At 55.7% G+C, this 22576-nt stretch carries 11 protein-coding genes and 1 tRNA gene; 9 read left to right on the plus strand and 3 right to left on the minus strand.

All coding sequences use genetic code 11. From position 1 onward, the window contains the following. Positions 1 to 21 precede the first annotated feature (21 nt). The 4 genes from CLV65_RS02925 (at position 22) to CLV65_RS02940 (ending at position 5411) form a co-directional block, all read left to right on the plus strand. Complete coding sequence (locus CLV65_RS02925) at positions 22 to 885, plus strand: class C sortase (protein WP_157847201.1); 864 nt, start codon at positions 22 to 24, stop codon at positions 883 to 885. 339 nt (positions 886 to 1224) lie between these two features. Then, on the plus strand, positions 1225 to 1770 hold the full coding sequence (locus tag CLV65_RS02930) for a prealbumin-like fold domain-containing protein (protein ID WP_094691386.1): 546 nt from the start codon (positions 1225 to 1227) through the stop codon (positions 1768 to 1770). 382 nt (positions 1771 to 2152) lie between these two features. Further along, positions 2153 to 4096: a SpaA isopeptide-forming pilin-related protein gene (locus CLV65_RS02935; RefSeq protein ID WP_094691385.1), complete on the plus strand. Its 1944-nt coding sequence runs from the start codon at positions 2153 to 2155 to the stop codon at positions 4094 to 4096. 253 nt (positions 4097 to 4349) lie between these two features. Then, positions 4350 to 5411 carry a class C sortase gene (locus CLV65_RS02940; RefSeq protein ID WP_169713385.1) on the plus strand — a complete coding sequence of 354 codons (1062 nt, stop codon included), beginning with the start codon at positions 4350 to 4352 and terminating at the stop codon, positions 5409 to 5411. Here the strand turns inward: CLV65_RS02940 and CLV65_RS02945 are convergent. Both CLV65_RS02945 and CLV65_RS02950 read right to left on the minus strand, forming a co-directional pair. After that, on the minus strand, positions 5369 to 7132 hold the full coding sequence (locus CLV65_RS02945; protein WP_144441885.1) for a DUF6020 family protein: 1764 nt from the start codon (positions 7130 to 7132) through the stop codon (positions 5369 to 5371). The genes CLV65_RS02940 and CLV65_RS02945 overlap by 43 nt on opposite strands. Positions 7133 to 7298: 166 nt before the next feature. Continuing rightward, positions 7299 to 9833 (minus strand): hypothetical protein, encoded by a 2535-nt coding sequence (locus tag CLV65_RS02950; protein WP_094691383.1) that lies wholly within the window; start codon positions 9831 to 9833, stop codon positions 7299 to 7301. Between the two features lie 244 nt (positions 9834 to 10077). Between CLV65_RS02950 and CLV65_RS02955 the strand changes: the two genes are divergently transcribed. After that, positions 10078 to 11655 (plus strand): amino acid permease, encoded by a 1578-nt coding sequence (locus CLV65_RS02955; RefSeq protein ID WP_094691382.1) that lies wholly within the window; start codon positions 10078 to 10080, stop codon positions 11653 to 11655. A gap of 49 nt (positions 11656 to 11704) precedes the next feature. Here the strand turns inward: CLV65_RS02955 and CLV65_RS02960 are convergent. Then, positions 11705 to 11792: transfer RNA gene (locus tag CLV65_RS02960), tRNA-Ser, on the minus strand. Positions 11793 to 12076: 284 nt separating this feature from the next. On the opposite strand from CLV65_RS02960, the gene CLV65_RS02965 reads away from it, so the two are divergent. From CLV65_RS02965 to CLV65_RS02980, 4 genes are all read left to right on the plus strand, one after another. After that, entirely contained in the window at positions 12077 to 15457 is a 3381-nt protein-coding gene (locus CLV65_RS02965) for a DUF4422 domain-containing protein (protein WP_094691381.1), read from the plus strand. Next, a complete protein-coding gene (locus tag CLV65_RS02970; RefSeq protein WP_144441884.1) occupies positions 15451 to 17307 on the plus strand; it encodes a DUF6020 family protein in 1857 nt (618 codons plus the stop codon). The genes CLV65_RS02965 and CLV65_RS02970 overlap by 7 nt, the downstream gene beginning before the upstream one ends. 42 nt (positions 17308 to 17349) lie before the next feature. Beyond that, positions 17350 to 19395: a DUF6020 family protein gene (locus CLV65_RS02975; protein ID WP_094691379.1), complete on the plus strand. Its 2046-nt coding sequence runs from the start codon at positions 17350 to 17352 to the stop codon at positions 19393 to 19395. 724 nt (positions 19396 to 20119) lie between these two features. Beyond that, positions 20120 to 22525 (plus strand): RICIN domain-containing protein, encoded by a 2406-nt coding sequence (locus tag CLV65_RS02980; RefSeq protein ID WP_158216101.1) that lies wholly within the window; start codon positions 20120 to 20122, stop codon positions 22523 to 22525. Positions 22526 to 22576: the final 51 nt, after the last annotated feature.

The raw sequence follows: 22576 nt of genomic DNA on the forward strand, positions 1-22576 counted from the left end.
ATGAAAGACAAGGAAAGGGCCGTGAAGACCGCACGGAAGAGCCACCTCGCGGCAACTATCTTCGCCGTGCTGGTGATGATCAGCGGCGTCTGCCTCCTCATGTATCCGATAGTGATGCAATATCGTTCGGCTCATGTGCAAGAGATGCGCGTGGGTGACTACGATTCGACGGTTCTGTCTATGCAACAGCAGCAGCGCAATGATTTGCTTGCACGCGCACAGGATTACAACACGCGCCTACGCCTGGGGCAGACACCGGTTTCCAATCTTGACGACAATTCCTTTGAACAAGACACAGACTACATGTCGCAACTGTCGGTAGGCGGCATGGTCGGAAGCATCTCGATTCCCAAGATCTCTGTTGTGCTTCCGATATATCACGGCACTTCGTCAGCCACTTTGAGCGCTGGCGTTGGGCATCTGTATGGATCCTCCCTTCCCATCGGAGGCAAAGGCACCAATTCCGTGCTCGCCGGCCACCGTGGGCTTCCCAATGCCTTGATTTTCACTCGCTTGGATGAGCTTGGGGCGGGGGACACGTTCTCCATAACTGTGCTGGGCGAGACTCATACATATCAAGTGGATGCTACGTGGGTCGTGGAGCCTGATGACACGTCGCATTTCACCATCGACTCTAGCCAGGATTATGTGACTCTCTTGACCTGCACGCCATACGGCGTGAACACTCAGCGGCTGCTGGTGCGTGGCGTGCGTGTCACAGTTCCAGTCGCAGCGCAGAAAGACACGGGCGTCTACCCGGTGGGTGTGTATTCGATGATGATTGCCGCCATTGTGGCCGTCATAGGGATCGTCATCATTTCGCTATGGCGTCGCCGCACAGAGTTGTCTCACGCAAATCAACTTCATGCCGCGCATCGCGGGTAGCGCCAGTAGTGCCAGAGGGTGTGGGGAATCCGCGCAGAACTGGGGGTGCGAGGTCGCGGTTGGCGCGGGTGTTCGACGTGCGTTCATTATCAAGAATGGGAATTCGCGGGCAAATGACACTACGCCCACCAGTGGCGTAGCGGGAACCGGCACACCCGGGTGGTGCATGCCCCAAGAGAGCGATTCGGATTTGTTGCTGAGCAGTGACGCCGACTAGACAACGGACGATGGCGTCGCTACTTACGTGGGTGGCAATATGTATATCGGCCAATCCACTGGTGCCACGAGCTTATTCATCTAGCAATGCAATCAACGGCTCTTATGCTGTGTATTTCACGGATGCGGAGGGCAGCACCCTTTGCCGCAAGCGACGGCTACAAGCATGACTCTGACGTGAATGTCATCGTCGATGCCCGCATCCTTGGCACGGTTTCATGGCAGAAGGTCGATGCCGCCAGCGCGGATCCGTTGGGCGGATCTGAATGGGCGCTCACCTACACGCCGGATTCCACGGGCGCCGCATCGGTCACATACACCGTGTCGGACGCGGACGGTACTGCTACGTGTACCGCTTCGGCAGAGGTGCTGTGTGATGAAGATAACACCAAGGGTTCGTTCAAACTGACAGGACTCCAAGGAGGCGCATATACACTTGTCGAATCCAAGGCTCCCGACGGTTACGTCATTGACAAGACGCCGCATGCTTTTACGATTAGCGCGGCACACCAGACCATCGTTGTTGGTAGTATTGATAACGAAAAGGCGGTGACGGCGCTTCCGCTGACCGGCAGCGCATGGACGCCACGGAATGTGGCGCTCCTCGGTCTTGGCTTACTGGGGGTTTCGATAGTAAGATTTGCCATGCGACACCGTAGGCGGAGGTGATGTGACGCTTAGGGGAACTGGACGGAATGTTGGCAATCCGGCACAGTTAGGCAGTGCGCGACGGTTACTATATGGTGATGGCTACCGTATGGTAATTGTTGCCACGCGGTGCTTGCGACTGTATGGCAATTGTGAACGTTCCGGTGCAGCTCCCCGCCCCTCGGCGGCATCCGAATGCGGCATTCGTGCAGCATCTGGGCGCCACTGAGACAAGTGAAAGATCTGTATCTCGGGCGTAAGACGTGCCTGCGACACGCTTTTACGCATGAGAGAGGGATAGACGACGCAAGTCGTCGGGAATGCCGCTTTATTACGATATGTAGTAAGGCAATTGGCGAAAGCCAGCCACTATGGAAGAACAATATGAAGAAGGAGAGAAGACATGAAGGCTTCTTTCAAAAAGGCGATCGCCGCGGCGGCAGCTGCGGTGACTGCATTGTGCGGCATGGCCGTGGGTGTGGGTGCCGCTGCAGCTGATGACTCCACCCCCCCCCATTACACCGAGTATGCCTCGACGGCATCTGGCAAGCTGACGGTCAACGCGCCGAACGGTACGACAGGCCATACGCTGACTGCGTATCTTGTTGCCGCATACAACAAAGACTATGCTGCCTACACTGATACTGATAGTGCTGTTACCAGCGGCACCGCTAAGGCCGGCAATCTCAACATCGATACGTTCCGTTACGTTGTGCACGACAGCGACGAGACGGCTATCGAGAATGCTCTTACTACAGCAGGCGTCACCGCTGAAGCCTCTGGCTCGCAAACCGCAGCGGAAGAGGGGCTGAAGTCCCTGACTGGAGTTTCTGCTACATCTCCCTACGGCTACGATGTCAATACAAATACTGCCAGCGCACAAGAGCGTAAGTTCGCTGATGCACTCGCGGCACTGCTGAATGATACAGATACAACCAAGAAGTGGACGCCGAGTATTTCTAAGGACTTGACGCTCGGACAGGAAAACACGCTCACTCCTGAGGGCCTGTATCTGGTGATTGATACGTATAAGCAGGATGATGATAAGGTCGCTAACAGTACGCAGTCTGTGCCGATGCTCGTGGGAACCACGTTCGCCACCCTCACGGTTACCGACGAAAACGATCCTAACAAGAACCTGGGCGTGGGCACCATCGATATGAAGAACACCACGGCTCCCATCACCAAGCAGGTGGTGGGCAAGGACGGCACGACCCCGAACAACCATCCTTCCTACAATATCGGTGATACCGTGTTCTTCCAGCTGACGACCACGATCCCCGATTTCACGGGCTATGCTTCTGATCCGACTCTGAAGTCGGCAACGACGCGTCTGTTCAACATCGTGGATACCTTCCAGGATGGCAGCTTCGAGGCTCAGAAAGTTGAGTCTGTCACGGATAAGACAGCTGTAGATAAGACAACGAATCAACCCCTGGCCCTGAACCCCGGGACGGATTATGATGTGACCGGCGAAAGCACGAATACCCTCACCGTCGATTTGAAGAGGCTTGTCAATGGCGCTGCAGGTGCTCAGACCGGTTGGAAGGCTGGCGATGAGATTGTGGTGATTGTGTCCGCCACGCTTGCGAAGGGCGCCACCACGACCGATTCTCCGAATGTCGATGCCGCCGACAAGACCGGTGCTGATCCCCAGGGTAACTACAACAAGGTGGAGCTGAACTACTCCAACAATCCCTCGGATAATTCCAAGATGAACAATGTGCCTGGTCCGACGGTCAACGTGTATTCCTTCAACCTCAACCTGAACAAGGTTGGCCCCGACGGAAAATCCCCTGTGTCGGGCGCTGGGTTCACAGTCAAGACTGGTGAAACAACCTATAAGTTCACTAAGCAGACTGATAGCGCCACCGGTAAGGTCACATACGTTGTCGATAACGTATCAGGGACGACAGATCAAGTTCTTTCTGGCGAAGACGGTACCATCTCCATCAAGGGCCTTGACGCTGGTACCTATACGGTGGAAGAGACCAAAGTGCCGAGCGGCTACTTCTCTGGCGCTCGTCCGACGTTTACGGTGACGATTGCTGACACTTCCTATCAGAACGATAAGACCAACAATGCTCCTAAAGGCACTGCAGATGGGGCGGGTGATGATTGGCTGACCGGGCTGACGTACACCACATTCACCCCGGATTTCTTCAATCTGGTAACGCAGGATAACGCTGACAAGGATGGCTTCACTGTGAAGAACGTCAAGTCCGTCACCCAGCTGCCGAAGACCGGTGCTGCTGGCATTGCGTTCTTCAGCTTCATCGGTCTGGCTCTTATCGCCGCGGCGGCATTCTTCGCCATCCGCGCACGCAAGGCAGCCAAGATCGCCTGAATCGAGACTGACGCATTGTGCTAGTTCCTCGTGCTCGTCACGTGGTGCTATTCGCACGATGCCGGTCTCACGACGCGCACATGTGGTTGACGCAACCTAGTTGCGCAACCTACCCTGACCCCGTGGGCAGAAACGCGGACCTCGAGCCCGCCGCTCTGCACACGGGGTCATTTCTTGAATCGTCCAGTGCTTTAAGAAACAGAAGAATCTCAGAAATTTCAGTAAGCTCAGGAACCTGAGGAACCGAGGAACCATGGCTGCGAAACATTCACCCAAGGCGGCACGCCCAACGCGGGACGCGAGCCGTTTCACCGCCACTCCCTCCACCATGCCCGAGCTTTTTGACGCTGGCTTCACCGAGCGCATGCGTGCGCAGCGCTCCGCCAAGCGTCAGGCGACTTTCTTCACTGCCGTCGCACTCGTGCTGTTCATCGTGGGCTGCACGGTGATCGGTTACCCTTACGTGCTGCAATTCATCGACCATCAGCGCCAGGCGCAGATCGCCGCGGAGGTCAAGAAAGACGTAGCCGATTGGCCCTACCCGCAGGCCGAGGACGCGCTTGCCGCCGCGAGAGCTTATAACACTGTGCTTGCTTCGAACGGTCAGCCTACGATTGGCGAGACAATTGACCCGTTCACCGCGGAATCCGGCCAATCCTCCACGAATGATGACTCCGATTCTGCCTCCGCCCAAGATGCCACATACATGGGCCTGCTCAATGCTTCCAACGACGGCATCATGGGATCCATCGTGATTCCCAAAATCTCCGTGAATCTTCCCATCTACCATGGCACGAGCGCCGACTCCCTCAACCGTGGTTCCGGCCATCTCTACGGCACGTCGCTGCCAGTGGGCGGTGACAGCACGCATGCCGTGCTCACCGGTCATCGCGGCATGGTGAGCGCCCTCATGTTTACTCGTCTCGATGAGATGGTAATCGGCGATGATTTTTACATCAACGTGATGGGCGAGACGCTTGCCTACGAAGTGGACTCCATTCGCGTGATTCTGCCCACCGAGGGCAGCCAGTACCTGCGTATCCGCTCCGGTGAGGATCGCGTCACCCTCATGACGTGCACGCCCTATGGTGTGAACACGCACCGCCTGCTCGTTTCCGGCCATCGGGTCTCCATGCCGGAACCGGCTCCGTACCCTGAGGAGGCGCGCGGCGATTACCGGCTGGTGGCATGGTCGGTGGGTGCTGTGTGCGCCGTGGTGGTGATTTTCAGTTTCGCTATCATCCACCGCCGTCATCGCTTCCTGCCGGCGCATCACCGTGCGACTGCGGCAGCCAGCGCCAATGGCAGCGCGTAGACGCTGGCTACGAGGTAGCGGGGGAGCACAATAGCCGCGGCAGCGAGCGTGGCGAGAGTGACGAACGCGGGCACGAGCATCACAAGCCCCAGCCCGTTGCGACGGCGCAGGCAGTAGGCGGCGCAGATGAGAGGAATCCACGTGGTGAAGGTCGCCTTGATGAACAACACGGGTGTGTAATGCTCCAGCCATGCATACGCGGTGTCGAAACTGTCGGCGATGCGCGCTGCCCAGGCGGGGCGGTAGGAGCTGCGCATGAGGGCTTGCACACGGGCGAGGCTATCGGCGGTCGTATCGCCGGTCTGCCAGCATAGATAGGCTTCAGAGCCTATGGCGGACGGGCTGGTGGAGGCGGCGGGCAGATTGTTGCGGTAGCTCACGAAGGATTCATCCGCCTGCGTGGTGGTGTCAGGATACAAGAGCGGCAGGGCGGTGGCACCCCATGATATGAAGAAAACACCGGGATTGCGAAGCATGGTGGCGGCATACCAGCGCAGGAAACGCCATTTGGCGGCAGATGGGGCATTGCTGACCCAGCTGTCTTTCGTCGCGTCGGCGCGGTACGGGTCATACACAGTGCCTAGATTGTGTGCATCCGTGAACACATCGCTCACGGTTTGCCAATCTTCGTCGCTCATCTCGTCACCATGCCATGCAATGTAGAGCGCTGTCTGCTGAGTAATGATGCTCATCGTTTCTTTGCTGGGGCCGGGCTGCACGCCCATCGCAGGGAGTGCGACGTGCTGCCAGACTCCGCCCACCAGGGCAAGCGCTGCACACAGCATTGCGATTGCGCGCGTGAAGGCATGCGGCTGGCGTTGATCTCGCCGCGACCACCACCATATGTATGCGATCAACACAATGCAACTGATGACGGCAATGTAGAGACCGGTTTTCTTGGTAAGCATCATGAGGCATGTCACCACGCCGAATGCGCCGACAAAACGCCACGAGGCGAATGCCGCGCCTCGCGTGCGGGCGGCTTCGGCGAGGCAGAGCAGGAACAGCAGGTATGGCCAGGCGAATAGCATGTCTTTCGCCATCGTCTGGGCGAAAAGGGGTATTGCGGGGTAGAGGGCGGCGAAAATCAGTGTGAAGCGTTGCAGGGTGCGCGGCAGGCCGGCATTGTGCATCCAGCGGATGCACAATGCAAACGTGCACGCAGTGCAGGCCATTTGTATGAATTCATACAGCAACAGCGACCATGCGAAGGAACCGAGCGCCTTGCCGAGCTGCCAGAATGCGCCGAATACGAGTGTGTCAAACCATGGGTGCTGGTCCGTGCGGCTCGCCAATCCGTAGAACTCCAACAGTTGCCATTGGGTGTCTGGATCCAGGTTGCCGGGGAATCTCAGCAGCAGGTATGGCGACCAGCATATGCAGATAATCGCAACATGGGCGGCAAACGGGTGGGATGCTCTGGTGGGTTGGCGCTTCTCGCGACTGGTGTCGGTTGATGTGGGCTGCGACTGTTTGAATGAACGGTCAAGTGAACAAAAAACAACATGAAGCGATAGATATAGCACGGCGATAATCGCTAATGTCCATAATCCGGTGACCGGCCAATATGCGGAGTGCATATGCCATGTGTCGCCCGCGCTGAACACGCGGTGCACGTAATCGCCCCATGCAATCGGCAAAGCTATGGCGATGGAGGTGACCAGCGCCCATGTGTCGCATCGCGTCGAGCGTGCAGTGGCTGCAGCGGCGGTAGGGGTCATCGGGGCTGCAGGAGTGTTGCGGGCGTCATTAGAGTTGTTGAGCGATATGTGTTCGAAAACATGTTCAGATTGTTCACAGGTGTTTATGGCTTGAGTGTTCATATGTGTGTTTGTGTGCATATTGCGAACATCCATTGCCTGCGCCATCCGTCTACATGCCAGTCCGCTACATGCACAGTCCGGTGAACCAGCTGCGCACATAGGCATACAACACCGGATCGCGGTAGGTGAGGGCCTCATAGCGTCCCGGCGCAAAGAATCCAGCAAAGACCATGAACAAGCCAATCAACACCATCGCGGCAATCGTCGCAGCGAATATGCGTGCCGGAGCCGTGGCGCATGTGGCTGTCACATCATCACGCCTGCCGTCCGGCCGAAGGGCCTCTTCCACGCAAGCGGCAACACAAATCGCCGCCAGCGCGATGAGATACGCGTAATCGCCGTAATAGCGGTTGTTCACGCCACCAATCGACGTATCAAACCACAGCGCCACAGCAGCCAGCGCCAGGCACAGCACAGTGAGCCCCCATACGCGGTGAGCCTTGAGCTGACGGCGCATCATCCAAAAGCCCAGAGCCAGCACGGTGAACGGTACAATCGCGAAGATGCCGCCCAACGACGGTTCGCAAGGCAGCGGCAGCGCGTTGTCGGTCGTCTGCACGAAGGGGAACCTGGGGCTGATGGCAATCGGTTGGAACAGTTGCACAAACAATGCCGCCGCCATCAGGAACTTCGAGGGGCGCTGACTCGTCATGTCGAACGCCGTGAGGTTGTAATCCGAGCCGAAATCCAGCAGCGAGCCAAAGCGCGCGGCGTTGTAGCCGAGCAACGGCACGAGCACGATGAGTGCGCCGAGCGCCGCCGCCAGCGTAAGCCTCCAGCTGCTGCGCGAAAACAGCTGGCGCGTATGGCGTATCTCGTCCCAGAAAATCGGCACTGCCAGCAGAAAAGCGATGGCGAACTGCGGCCGACTGCCCACGTTCATCGTCATGAGCACCGAACCTAGCACCACGCGCCACGCGGAAAGTGCCGTGTTGCGGGGCTGCGTAGCAGCGGTGGCGGTGGTAGTTGCGGCAGCCGTAGTGGCGGCGGCAGTGGTGGTTGTTGCATCGGTGCCCGTGGAAGCCGTGTCCGTGGAAGCCGCGACCGTGGCATCTGCGAATTTCGCAAGACCTGCCCATTCACCGCTCGCTGAATCACGCCGCGCGCTCACCCAAAAATACAGCGCCGCGGCGGTGAGCATCATGGACATCAGCATCGGAATGCCATAGAACGACGGGGCGAACACGTAATACCACATGCTGTTTGCCACCATGAGGGTCAGCGTGCACATCACCGCCAACGCCTGCGAGATATGGGGGAAATAGCGTGCTACGAATTTCGTAGCCAGCAGCGCGGCAAACACCGTGAAGCCCACCGACAGCAGCCATGACGCCGCCCACGTCGGCAGCCAATGCCCGGTGAGAGCCTCGAACGGTGCGAAGAGGAACACGGCAGGCAGCACGCCAAAGTAGCAGTAATACTTGCCTTGGAAGTAGGCGTGATCCCAGTAATACACGGCGCCGGTGCTGCGGTTCAGCGCCTGCCGCTGCGAGAAGTCATAAGGATTGCTCATCGCCTGCAGCGAATTGTCAACCTGCAGGTCAAGCCATGTGTGCCCATGGAGCAGCGCATCGCCGAGACGCTGGTATTGCAACGGATCGAACCAGTGCTGGAATCCCCAGCCGAAGCTCACGCCTTGGCCCACGAACGCGCCACCGGTCATCTGGCTGACCGCGAGCAGCACCAGCGACTGCACGGCAATGAGGGAGCCGACCGCCATTTTGTGACCGCGGCTGGAGACGTCCAAGCGCCTGCGCCACAGCACAGAGCCAGGGCGCAGGCAGATGAGGAATGCTGCAATCGCCAGCATGATGAGCACGCGCAGCGGCGAATAAAACATCGGCACCGTGGGATTGAGCTCAAACGACGCTAGGCTCACCGTGGAGCCGGCGGTTTCTTGGCTGAAGCTGATGCGCAGCCACGTGCTCGTGCGGTTGTCGGCGCTTTTCTGCCCGGCGAGGATGTATTGCGTGGAGGGCAGCTTCGTGTAGGTGAGCGTGCGCTCATTGTCGGTCCACACGCCTGCGCCTAGGTCGCGCCATGAGATGTCGTCGGTCTCGCTTGAGGTGGCGTCGCTCGACGTGTAGAACTCCACTGTGGTGCTTTCCCACCCTTGCGAATCAGGCACCAGCCGGATGCTGTGCAATTCCGCCGCGCCGCCGGTCTTGGCATCGCTGATGGGAATGTCAATCGTGGCTGTGTCCGGATCGCTCACCGTGAACGTGCCGGTGGCGCTGGTCGCCCGAGTGCCATCCGCGGAGGTGAGGCCCGCCCCGATCACTGCTGTGCCGGTCTGGATGCTGGGCGTGTGTAGCGTGCGCCAATGCGCCAGATTGAAAACGCCGACTTCCATGACGGCGATGATGGCGATGGCAATGATCCACAGGATGGCAGTGTGCATGCGCGGGCCCACGCGGTGCAGCTTGCTGCTGCGAGCGGCGGCGTCTGTGGTGGCAGCCGTGGCGGCATCTGTAGCGACGTCTGCGGCGGCTTTTGCGGCAGCGCTTCCCGACGTGGCGCGTTCTGCCGAAGCAGCGCGTGAAGCATCACCTTGCGAAGCGGTGCTGAGTGATGTCTGTGGATTCCTCGGGAGATTCATGGGGCTCCTTGCCAATTGCCTGCGGCCGGTGCATGTGCGCGGCATATGAGCGGCGTGCCTGCGCCGGCCTTCCGTCTGTACCGTACCATTGACGCTCGAATGGCGGGCGAGGTTGCGGGTATGGCGCTAGCGTTCATGCGAGTGGCGGCGTTTGCCGGTATGTGGTGCCGGCGTCCCTGCGGGCGGTGACATTTGTGCGGTTGTGTCGGCATTCATCGATATGCGGCGGTAGAGTGCCATTATTATGTCTTCTCATTCTTCTGTGCACGAGTCGTCTGATACCGCGGCCAATGCAGCGGCTGTCACCAATACCACCGGCACCAATACCGCCAATACCGCTGGCGCCGGCACCAGTGCCGACCTCGCCGACCTTGACGCATCCAACTCCATGAAACGCGGCCTCAAGAACCGCCACGTGCAGTTCATCGCCATCGGCGGCACCATCGGCACCGGCCTGTTCCTTGGTTCCGGGCGGTCCATCAGCCTCACCGGCCCCAGCATCATCTTCGTATACATCGCCGTGGGCGCCATCATGTTCCTGCTCATGCGCGCCATCGGCGAACTCATGTACCGCGACCCCAGCCAGCACACCTTCATCAACTTCATCCACCGCTACCTGGGCTACGGATGGGGCAAGTTCGCCGGATGGTCATACTGGATCGTGCTCGTGCTGCTCGGCATGACCGAAATCACCGCCGTCAGCACGTATTTCGTCACGTTCTTCGCCACGTTCGGCATCGACCTCGCCGCATGGAAGTGGCTCATCGAACTGGGATTCCTCGTCGTGCTCACAGGGGTGAACCTCATCGCCGTCGAAGTGTTCGGCGAAGTCGAATTCTGGTTCTCGATGATCAAGATCACGCTCATCATCGCCATGATCGCCACCGCTATCGTCATGGTCATCGTGGGATACCACTACAACTCCGTGTCGGTGCCCGGGCAGGACCATCCCTCGCTCGCCGGCACAGCCAGCCTGCACAACCTCGTTGATAATTTCCAGATCGCGCCGAACGGTTGGCTCGCATTCCTCATGAGCTTCCAGATGGTGTTTTTCGCTTACGAGATGATTGAATTCGTGGGCGTGACGGTTTCCGAAACGCGCAATCCGCGCACAGTGCTGCCCAAGGCCATCAACGAGATAATCATGCGCGTGCTGATTTTCTATGTGGGAGCGCTCGCGGCGATCATGGTGATTGTGCCGTGGCGCAGCTTCCAGCCGAATGCGGATGGTTCGTTCGCATCGCCGTTTATCATGGTGTTTCGTTTCGCGGGGCTGAACTGGGCGTCGGCGCTCGTGTTCTTCGTGGTGATCACCGCCGCCGCCAGCGCCCTGAACTCGCTGCTGTATTCGGCAGGGCGCCACTTGTATCAGCTTGCGCAGGATTCCCCGTCGCCCACCTTGGGCAAGCTCGGCGTTGTGTCGCGCCGGCAGGTGCCTGCGCGCGCCATCGTGGCGTCGGCGGCGTTGATCGTGCTGTCGCCGATCGTCAACGCGATTCCAGGCGTGAAAGGTGCGTTCGTGCTGTTTTCATCCGCGTCGAGCGCGGTGATTCTGTTCATTTACATCCTCACGATGGTGGCACATCGCCGGTATCGGCGCAGTGTCGACTTCATGCCGGATGGCTTTGTGATGCCCGCATGGCGGGTGACGAACACGCTGGCGATTGCGTTTTTCGTGTTCATTTACGTGACGCTGTTCCTGGATTCTTCAACGCGCGGCCCGGCGATTGCCGGCGTCGTGTGGCTGGTGGTGTTTGGCGGGTATTGCGTGCTGCGCGAACACTGGCAGGAGCGTCCGCTGCGCCGTGCCGCGAGGCGGTAAGCGAGAAACAAAAAGCCGGAAGGCTTGGCGTTCCAAGCTTTCCGGCTGATGGCGGAGGATACGAGATTTGAACTCGTGAGGGCTTGCACCCAACACGCTTTCCAAGCGTGCGCCATAGACCACTAGGCGAATCCTCCATTAACTTATTTAAGTTATTGCTGACCGCTTCGCAACTTCACAGTCGCTCGGCAAGCAACTTGATAAAGATACCGCACATTCCCTGATTGCGCAACCGCGTGTCGCGATGTCGCACGGGTACGGCTGCCCGCCCGGTCTTGCGTCCGTCCATGAATCTCCCAGCCTCGGTCAGTGCCATTGCACGCTCGAAGACGTCAGACAGTCGGTTCTGTATACTATCAGGCAGAATCAGGACTGGTCCTTGTACGGTGTGTGCGCAGTCATGTGAGAAAGTGAGCGAAAAATGTCCGAAGCGTCTCAGGAAGCACAAAAGATTCGGCTCTTTGTCTCGTGCCATAAACAAGGGATCCATTTCCCCAAGAACTCCTTACTGGTCCCTATTCATGTGGGTGCTGCATTGTCGCAAGTGACGCTTGACGGTGTGCAGCGCGATGATGAGGGCGATTCCATTTCGGAGAAAAATAAATCGTATTGCGAACTCACAGGGCAGTACTGGGCCTGGAAGAACACAGATGCGGATTACTACGGTTTTCTGCACTATCGTCGGTATTTCAACTTCACCGAGCATGAACTGCCCATTCATCATGAACCCTTCATTTTTGGCGATGTCGTATTTGAACACAACGACGACGCGACGTTGCGCCAGATTGGGTTTGAAGAAGAGAATATGCGAAAGGTGATAGAAGCCCATGATTTCATCGCTCCTACACCTATCGAGACGCCAGACCACGCAACAGTTTATGAGCAATATTGCACGTCGGTAGGCCATCACATTGAAGATCTGGATACGTGTCTGGCGATTATCCGAACTGATTTCCCCCAGATTTGGAGAAGCGCTAAAAAATACCTGTCTCAGACAAAGGTATACGCATGCAATATGTTCGTGATGCGAAAAGATTTGTTCAACGACTATTGCAACTTCCTGTTCTCCGTACTTGCGAAGCATGAGCAACTCCGTGACATTTCTCACTACACGGCCGTCGGCAGACGAGTTTCGGGATACCTGGGTGAGCGTCTATGCGGCATTTATTTGCAGTATCTGTATGATTCCGGATACAACGGAATTGATTTGCAGCGTGTGTACTTCCGCGATCCTGGCGAACATTCCGACGGCGCCGTTGGCAGCAAGGCAGTTACGGCAAATGGCGGCGTTCAGCCTTCCCTCCGCTTGTCTCACACCACGCGAGGGACCGGGAAGTCATATTCATTGGTCTCGGTTGATGATTCATTGCGGCCGTGCCATCTCGTTGCCACTGCAAAAAATGAGAAGGGTAATTCGCTTCCCGTAAAAATCATCAAGACGCAGTGGGGGAACGTCCTCGTTGCGGCGCTGATACTGGGCAAGCAAACGGTTACCATTCAGGCGAAGAAAGGGAAGCGGGTACTCCTGTCGCAAGATTTCGTACTGCATCCTGAGCGAATCAAGCGGGAGTCGCGTTTGCATACGTTGCGGCATGATCCCCTTGCTATGAATATTCGTCGATGCGACGAAAAGATGATGCTCAATGATGTTCAGGTCGTCATTGATCAGATCAGTGCGGATGTGGATGGCTCCGACATCGTTCACGGGCATGTATCCATTCCTCAGGTTGGTTTGCATTCCGATCCCCATGAGTTCGTGGAAATAAACGTCATGGGGAACTCCGGTGTGCCTTTTGGCATTACGGATTGGGTGTGCATGGGCGATCGGATTGAGGACGAAAAAGAGCTGCCCGGATTGCGGGTGCGCACGGTGTCTTATTCGGTGAAAGTGCCAACCGGCTCGACCTTCTATATTCAGGCGAGTTTCCCGGACTCTGACGCTGCGGACGGATTCCAATATTGTGATGTAGCGATGGCCACCCGACTGCGAGCACAGTGGAACGCAATGACGGAACCTGCTTGCAAGGCGCCGTCATATGATTCGTGGTTCCGCTCACAGCACCGTGCATCAGCGGAAGAGATCGAAATGCAGCGGCATATTCATTTCGATGTGGAACCGACCTATTCCATCATTGTTCCGTTGTACAAGACCCCTATCAGCTTCTTCAGAGATATGGCGAATTCCGTGCTTCGACAGAGCTATCCTCGCTGGGAATTGGTTCTTGTCAATGCGTCCCCGGAGGATGACGCCTTGAGGGGCCAGGTGGCCAGTCTCTGCGAGCACGATAAGCGAGTTCGTTGCGTTGAGCTTTCTGAAAATAAAGGAATCACTCTCAACACCAATGAGGGTATTACTGCGGCAACGGGGGATTTCCTGTGCTTCCTCGACCATGATGATTTTCTCGAGCCCGATGCCCTGTATAGATATACGCTTGCGATCAATGACCGCCCTGACACGGATATGCTCTATTGCGATGAGGATAAGTTCGATAACGGTCGTTATCGTGAGCCGTTCTTTAAGACAGAGTGGAATCCTGACCTGTTAATCGGGATGAACTATGTATGCCACTTCTTGACGGTGCGCAAATCAATTGTTGATTCTCTTACGCTTCCCGAAGCGGAATACGATGGTTCGCAGGATTGGCATATGACATTCCGCGTCGGCGAAAAGGCGCGTCACGTATGCCATGTTCCTAAGGTCCTCTACCACTGGCGCGTCCATAAGAATTCCACCGCACAAAACGCTGAACAGAAGGAATACACGCTTGATTCAAGCAAGCTGGCGGTGGAAACCCATCTGCAGCGATTGGGCATCAAGGGCGAAGTCGTCGAATCCCCGATTGCGCCGCGTCGTTTTCTGGTGAAGTATGACCTGGCGCCATTTGCGAAGCATCCGCAGCAAAAAGAAGACACGGCCAAGGATATTGATGTGACATATGGCGAGCCGTTTGTGTCCATCGTGATTCCTAACAAAGACTCGGTCAAAGTGCTCCATCGCTGCCTGATGTCGATTCGCAAACTGACGACATACCATCATTATGAGATTGTCGTTGTCGAAAATAACAGCAGTGAGGAAGAGACCTTCCAGTATTATCGCGATATTGAGAAGGCGGATGAGCGCATCCATGTCGTTTACGATCGCGATGTGGAAGGCTTTAACTTCTCTCAAATCGTCAACTTCGGCGTGAAGAATTCGCATGGCGACTATATCGTTTTGCTGAATAATGATACTGAAATTATCACGCCGGAATGGATTCAGGAATTGCTGGGGCCCTGCACCCGCGAGGATGTTGGCGTCACCGGCGCCAAGTTGCTATTCCCGGATGACACCATCCAACATGTTGGTATAACCTGCGGTCCTTCTGGCCCTGGTCACCTGTATTATCAGATGCCTTATCGCAACACAGGCAATTTTGAAGAGACAATTGTCGCTCATGACGTGGCGGCAGTGACCGGCGCCTGCATGATGGTATCCCGAAAGCTCTATGACGCGGTCGGTGGATATGACGAAGATTTGGCTGTGAATTACAACGACGTGGATTTCTGCCTTCGCGTGCAGAAGGCTGGAAAACTCGTGGCGGTATGCCCCACTGCGATGCTCCGTCATTATGAATCGGTATCGCGCGGTCCGGAGACGGAGGGTGCGAAGGCCCTTCGCTTCCAGCGGGAACGAGGGCAATTCATGGAACGTTGGCCTGAAGCCTTTAACGTCAAGACTGCGCCGATGGCAAATCCCAATCTGGTATTTGGAAACATTTACCAGATCCTCGATACCTTCCAGCCCAAGAGAGTTCAATGGTAACATTCCGCGAGCATATCCGGACGTGGGTGTCTCCGAGGAACATCCTTGCCTCCTTGTTGCCTGCGGTGGTGGCGGCAGGAGTAATGGTGCTATGCGATGCTATCGATGGGAACGGATACTTTGCCTTCTCCCATACGGTCCTGCATGCGTTACTCCTGACCGGGGGAATGACATTGTTATTTCTCCTTCTTCTGGCGGTCGCTCCTTATGCGCGGCTTCCTCAGAAGGAGAAGCGAGGCGGAGATTCTCGGGATGCAGATAAGGCCAGATGGTATTCTCGACATGCGGTATTGGTCGAGACCGGCATTATCTTTCTTTGCTGGCTTCCTTGGCTGATTGCGCTGTATCCCGCGAACTTTCTCGGCGATACATTGATATCCATCGGTTGGTTCACTGGAACAGTTGACGGGGCTGGTAATTTCCTCTCGGACCACAATCCGATTTTGACGGTTGCGCTTTTTGGCGGGCTCGCCGAATTAGGAAAACTGCTTCATCATGTGGGGTTGGTTTTCTTTGTGTTCGTGCTTGTTCAGGCGGTTTGCACCTGTTATGCATTCGCCCGCGCTGTGCAGTATGTGTATGCCGAGTTCGGATTGAGAAAAGCTGCGAGAAATCTCGCGCTTGGCTTCTATGCGTTATGCCCGTTGTTCCCAGTATGGTGCACGTATCTTTCGAAGGATGCCCTTTTCTCGCCGCTGTTCGTGCTGTGGTGTGTTCATTTTGTAGAACTTGTGCGCACATCGGGGCGTTCGATGGCTTCTTCTCGAGAGGCGGTTGTTTTTTCGCTTCTCACTATTGCCGCCTGCTTGACGAAGAAGCTCGGGATTTATATCTTATTGCCCTCAATATTCATTGCGCTCATATGCTGTGCCATTTCCCGGGGTGGATCTGATGCCTTTGAAGGCAATGTTGCGCATGATGGTGGTGTTGCGTGCTCCGGCGCACATGGCGAAGGCAAGACCTCTGGCACGTCTCGTGTGCCAGTAATGAGGAATGTCATTATTTCTTTTGTGGCGTCGGCAGCGGTTTTGCTGGTGCTCGTTCCTCATGTCCTGCTTCCAATCCTTCATGTGCAGCCGACTGAACGATATGAGACATATTCGGTGCAGTTGCAGCAGACGGCTCGGTATGTTGCCGATCACCCTGATGACATAACTGCCGAAGAATGGTCCGCTATCGACCGATTGCTTGATGGTAGTGATTTGTCCACGCGATGGGTTTGGTACATCTCGGATCCCGTGAAGTATCGCATCAGTGAACCAACGGATGCTTATTCGGATTGGTTGAAGGCGTATCTTGCCGAAGGTCTGCGCCATCCATTGTCTTATGTGCAATCGTATGTTGCTCTCGAAAGCGGTTTTGGGAAGTCGGATTTGCAAATCGCTGTGCAGATGGACTCGAGTTTCATGTCTGCATATGACGCTTCAGACATTCCTGATGCGTATATGAGCACGGGGTGGAGTCTGAAGACAGGAGAGATGGCGGAACGGATCTATACGAAGCTGGCTTCGTTGCCAATCGTGGGGCTGGCCCATCGATGCGTCGTGTATACCTTAGTCATCCCGGGTTTTTATGTTGCGGCATTGCTTGCTTCTCGAAGAAAGAAAGCGTGGATGTGGCTTATTGCCTTGCCGTTCGCGCTCACGGAATTGGGACTATGGGTGTCGCCTATTTCCATAACTGTTCTTGGCAGTCGGTACTTCTTGCCATTGCTGTATTGTGGTCCCTGGCTGTTTCTGTTATCAATGGCAATGTACGCATCGGGCTCGCCTGCTGACGGGGAATCTTATGGTGATGATGCACCGTCGAAGTCAGCGTCACAAGCTTCTCTCAGCGCCGCTGAGGCCTAATATGACGGATCACGATAGTTTGAGCAGTACAAAGGAAATCGGATGGTAGACAGGACCTCAACTGAGGGAGATACCTCAGAACATTCGGCGGCGACGAAAATTTCGAAAAAATTGAAATATGGCTATTGGAGTCTTTCCGATATCATCCTGTGCCTTGTTTTATCTATCATCGTCGGGTCCGGCATGAGCCTCGGTGCGGAGTTTTACCACACATCCGGCTCTCCTGACTATTGGTCTCCGTCGATGTGGGGGATAGGCGCTGGCATTGCTGTCGTCGTCGCGTTGCTGTTCTTGGGGCTTGTGGCTTGCTGGAACCGGAGATGGTCAAGAAGCAGCCACAAGGGCACCGATTGCGATGCTCCGGATGCTTCTTATGCAGAAGGTGCATCAATGGGTGGCCGACGGGTGGCTGATCGTATCAAGCGCGTGAATCCGCACCTGGTCAGATTGGTGATGTGCCTTGGCGTGGTGCTGATTTGGCTGCCGGCAATCATCGTTTTCTTTCCGGGCAACTATTCTTCGGATGCTCCTTTGCAGCTTTCCGCGTACTACAACGGGCATGTGCTTGATGCACATTGGCCGTTGGCTCATACGCTTTTTCTTGTCGCGTGTTTCAACACCGGCTTTCATCTGTTTGGGAATTTGAGTGCAGGGGTTTTTCTGTATTGCCTTGCGCAATTACTGTTTCTCGCATTCGCATTATCATTCGCTGCTGATCGACTGATCCGTTGGAACGTGCCTGTTGGGGTTGTGGTTGGTGCATTCGCCATCATTGTTTTTAATCCCGTGGTCCAGACCTATGCGATGACAACTGCAAAGGATTCGTTGTTCTCTGGTTTTCTGCTATTAACCGGCGTGCTTCTGGTTCAGGTACTTCGGGATACCAGCAACTTGCGGGACTGGAAATTTGTAGTTGAGTTTTGCCTAGCATGCCTCGGGATGTCTTTGCTCAGAAAGCAGGGACTGTATGTGCTGCTGATCGTATGCCTCATCGCTGTTTGCATGTCGTCGCTGCATAAGAAGAGGGTGCGGTTCGCCGCTATTGTAGCCGTGCCTGTCTGTGCTGCAGTGATCTTTCCTGTGGTGGTTGGATGGTGCTTCCCCGTGCAGCAAAGCCAGGTCCTTGATGAACTCTCATTAGCTCGACAGCAGATTGTCGCAACGTATATGTACGACAACAGTTCGCTGTCGGCCTCCGAGAAAGAAAGAATCTGGGAATACTTTGATAAGTCCTCGCTGGATGCAGGTCTCAACAGCGAATATCCGTGGGAGGGTATGCCAGGAGTCGGCAGATATTACAACTCCCAGACGGGGACTGGCTATTTGGAACCGTTGACCGATGTCGCGGGCATCGATATGAAGACGGATTATACGAAGCAGCATCTGGCTGGTTTCATTAGCTTGTATTGCGAGTTAGCGCTGCATCACCCATACAGGTTCACCACGGCATTTCTGTGGGGGTCGATGGGCTATGTTTACCCGACGACGCTCGCCGACAATCGTTGGTCAGGCCTGGCTCCATGGAATGAGTTCGGAGTGCAGCTCGGAATCGCCTCTTCTGAAGCCCAGCCAGTCGACTATCACCAATCATGGAAACCCCAGAAATTATTGGCATGGTATTGCGATGCGGCGGAATTTTTTGCCAAAGCTCCTGCATCAACCCCATGGGGGACTCCGTCGAGCAGATATCTTCCTTTCCTGAGGCTATTGGTGCCGTGGGTTTCGCCAGCCTTGCCGTTTTTCGCGTTAATCCTGTCGTTGTTGCTGATTGGCAGCCGGAGGAAATTCCTGCGTGGCGCCAGCCGGAAAATGGCTGATGGGACGGCTCATCGAGGTGATGAATTTGCCTTGGGGGCGGGTTCTGCAACCTTTGTTGCCATGACACTTGTATGGCTTTTGGCAATGCTGTACTGGCTCACGTTGTTTGTGTCTCCCGTCATGTGCGGCAGATACGCTTTGCCCCTGTTTCTCTTGATTCCTCTGTTACTCTGCGTGCCATGGATCTCATCGTTGGCGTATCGGCAGGCGGAACGCCAACGGGAGAATGTTGAAAGGACTGCAGTTGAAGGGACAGGTGCAAATGCTTGATTCTTCCACCACGACACCAGATGGTGCAATTCATGCGTGCGATTCGGGCTGTGATGATGATGCGTTCTTTGAGAACGTGAGGCGTTGCAGTCAGAAAGGGCACGAGTACCGTTCGCAGCAAGAATTGGCTCGATTGAATGAAGCGGCAGCTGAGAGCAAACAGCTGCCCGGGGGAAGCAGCCCTCGGACGGCCGTTGCCGTTGTGAAGAGAGTTGGCGGTCATGTTCCGCTCTTGCGCAGGGCGGGTTCCGTAACAGGACGTGCATTGCGCATCGCGCGGTCTGGAAAATGGCATGGAATGGCGCTGCGGGATTTATTCGTTCGCTGTGCACGGATGTGTCGCCCCGTGTTGTTGGAGCGCTTGAAGCAGTACTATTTGTATGTGAAAAGACGGTGATCTGAAGTCGACGACCAGATTCTTGGGTGATTTCAGGTTGCCGTTCGTTGGCGTAGATTCGGTGTGATGCCGATACCCGTACATACGAACTGGGATAGTTGGAGAACACACATGAGAAAAAGTCGTCACTGCGCTGAAGACACTTCGCGTTCGTCCCGATTCCACGGCAGGCGTGGTCTTTATGCTGCCATGATGTCACTGGGCTGCATCGCTGCAGTGGTCGCCGCAACCTGTATGCCAATGGGTGCTGGGGATGGTGGCAACGCTCAACTCAGCCAATTGACGTTTGCGAGTAATCAGGCGGGTGATGTCGCGGCTTTGAACGCGATGTCTTCGAGCGCGCAGAAGCAGGAGCTTCCCGCCACAGTGGATTCTTCTCTTGCGGATTCTGATACGGTGGTTTCGCCAACGATGGCGGTGAAAGAGGATGGCACCGCCGTTGATGTTGCGACCGGCGATGAGATTACCAATCCCCAGCTGGTCGGCACAGTTGACGAGCAGCCTGATCCGCTGGCAAAAACCGATGGCGATACCTATGTGCCAGTTGAAGTCGGAGAAGTTCGTGCAGCCAATTCGCACAATGGGACCGATGGCGATACGGCTGTCAATGGTGACGGTGCTGCAATGGCAACCGTGGCAACGAGTGCTCTGGGGCTTCAAGATGATGGTTCCTTTGCGGCAACGGCAGTTGCGGAACGAGTCGGCAATTCATATGGCGCATATTGGGGCACTTACGATGGAGCCGCGGCAATGTTCAATTCCGATGGAACCGTCGCCATCCCTAATGCCTCCGCGGTCATTGACGTCTCCTCGTGGCAAGGGCGCATCGATTGGAACAAGGTGAAAGCAGCTGGTGTTGAGGGTGCAATCATCCGCATCGGATACGGTTGGGACAATCCGATGGATTCAACAGCGGCATATAACATTTCCCAGTGCGAACAGCTGGGGATCCCCTTTGGCATCTATTTGTATTCCTATGCTTATTCATCTGAGCAAGGAACATATGAGGCGAACACCGTTATCAGGTATTTGCAGCAGCTGGGGATTTCTTCGGCACAAATGACCTTCCCGATTTATTACGATTTGGAAGCGTGGACGTGGACAGGACATTCGCATCCCACAGATGCGAATACCTATGGGCAGATTGTCCGTAATTTCTTCTCGACACTCGCTTCAGCGGGATATTCGAATACCTCGGTGTATTCGTATACCTCATATCTCGACACTGCGTTGAACAGCACATATCTGCATCAACTCACGGGTTGGGTCGCTCAGTACTCATCGGAATTGCAATATTCCAACTGGTCATCGGCCCAACGCGGCTGGCAATATTCGGCCTCGGGAGCGATTGCTGGAATCAGCGGGAACGTGGACTTGGATGCCATGTCGTTATCGCCGGGAACGGCAGTTCGTCTTGATGATGATAGCTATTATGTAAATTCTGCTGTTTCTGATGCGTATTCGTTGTCAATCGACGGCGAATCTACAAGGTCGGGGGCTCAGACTCGGTTGGGGCGGGGCACTGGAACATCTGCGCAGCAGTTTGCTTTCACGCGTCTGGACGACGGGTCCTACAGGATCACGGATGTGGAATCCGGGTTGTGCCTGGATGTGCCTGGAGCTGATGCCCGCTCGGGTGCTCGCGTGCAGCAGTATCAGTGGAATGGCACAAAGGCACAGCGCTGGTATGTGATCGACGCTGGTGATGGTGCGTATTATCTCCAGTCCGCTCTAGGCAACTGGGTCTTGGATTTGGCAGGGGGCAACGCGGCTGATGGGCAGGTCGTGCAATTGTATGCTCCCAATGCCACTGCTGCTCAGAAATGGAAGCTTGCGTCCGCCACTGTTTCCGTCCCGACATCGGGAGCGGTGCGGATTACTTCTGCGGTTGATTCCTCTCATGTGATGACTTTCACAGATGCACAGAAATCTCAAGGGGCGAAGCTCCGCATCGCGTCGTGGTATGGAGCGAATTCTCAGTTGTTCCAATTCGTGCGCGTCGGCAACGGTGTCTATGAGATCAAGAATCTGGGGTCGGGGAAGTTCCTCGACGTTCCGAGCAATAGCACTGCCGATGGAACGCGGATTCAGCAGTGGGATGGGAATGGCACACCGGCGCAGAAATGGTATGTGAGGAACGGTTCCAACGGGACTGTTGTCTTCTTCGGTGCGGGAAGCGGCAAGACTTTGGATCTGTCGGGGGCGTCCGTGGCGGATGGCAACTCCATCGATTTGTATTCTTCGAATGGCACGAATGCCCAGAGGTGGATACTGTCGCGTGGGAATACTCAAGTCTCAATTACGGCCGGCACATATTCCATCCGTGCATATGGCAATTCAACATATGCCTTTGATGTGGCGGGAGGATCACATGCAAATAGCGCGAATGTGCAGTTGTATGCATTGAACGGCACTGCTGCACAGAAATGGAACGTCCGAGTTGATTCGTCTGGCTTCCTTACCTTCGTCAATGCCGGATCTGGGAAAGCCCTCGATCTGAGCTCTGCGCGTGCGGTGAATGGCGCGAATGTCCAACAATATTTCGCAAACGGAACCAATGCCCAGAAATGGCGGGTCATTGCCAAGAATGATGGGTCGTTCGTCCTGCAATCAGCGGTAAATGGATGGTACGTCATTGACCTATCCGGTGATTCTCTCACCAATGGCAGCAACATCCAGCTTTATTCATCCAACAATACGGATGCGCAGCGCTGGTATTTCGCTAAGCTATAAATGCTGATAGAAGTCCGAAGATAAGAATCACATTTCGTGAGACGTGTCGGG

The organism is Pseudoscardovia suis (assembly GCF_002797875.1).
In the GTDB taxonomy this organism is placed as follows: Bacteria; Actinomycetota; Actinomycetes; order Actinomycetales; family Bifidobacteriaceae; genus Pseudoscardovia; species Pseudoscardovia suis.

Coding starts and splice junctions, on each gene's coding strand:
- CLV65_RS02945 (WP_144441885.1), bottom strand. CDS start 7,132: ATGACCCCTACCGCCGCTGCAGCCACTGCACGCTCGACGCGATGCGAC.
- CLV65_RS02930 (WP_094691386.1), top strand. CDS start 1,225: ATGCGGAGGGCAGCACCCTTTGCCGCAAGCGACGGCTACAAGCATGAC.
- CLV65_RS02965 (WP_094691381.1), top strand. CDS start 12,077: ATGTCCGAAGCGTCTCAGGAAGCACAAAAGATTCGGCTCTTTGTCTCG.
- CLV65_RS02970 (WP_144441884.1), top strand. CDS start 15,451: ATGGTAACATTCCGCGAGCATATCCGGACGTGGGTGTCTCCGAGGAAC.
- CLV65_RS02950 (WP_094691383.1), bottom strand. CDS start 9,833: ATGAATCTCCCGAGGAATCCACAGACATCACTCAGCACCGCTTCGCAA.
- CLV65_RS02935 (WP_094691385.1), top strand. CDS start 2,153: ATGAAGGCTTCTTTCAAAAAGGCGATCGCCGCGGCGGCAGCTGCGGTG.
- CLV65_RS02940 (WP_169713385.1), top strand. CDS start 4,350: ATGGCTGCGAAACATTCACCCAAGGCGGCACGCCCAACGCGGGACGCG.
- CLV65_RS02980 (WP_158216101.1), top strand. CDS start 20,120: ATGTCTTCGAGCGCGCAGAAGCAGGAGCTTCCCGCCACAGTGGATTCT.
- CLV65_RS02955 (WP_094691382.1), top strand. CDS start 10,078: ATGTCTTCTCATTCTTCTGTGCACGAGTCGTCTGATACCGCGGCCAAT.
- CLV65_RS02975 (WP_094691379.1), top strand. CDS start 17,350: ATGGTAGACAGGACCTCAACTGAGGGAGATACCTCAGAACATTCGGCG.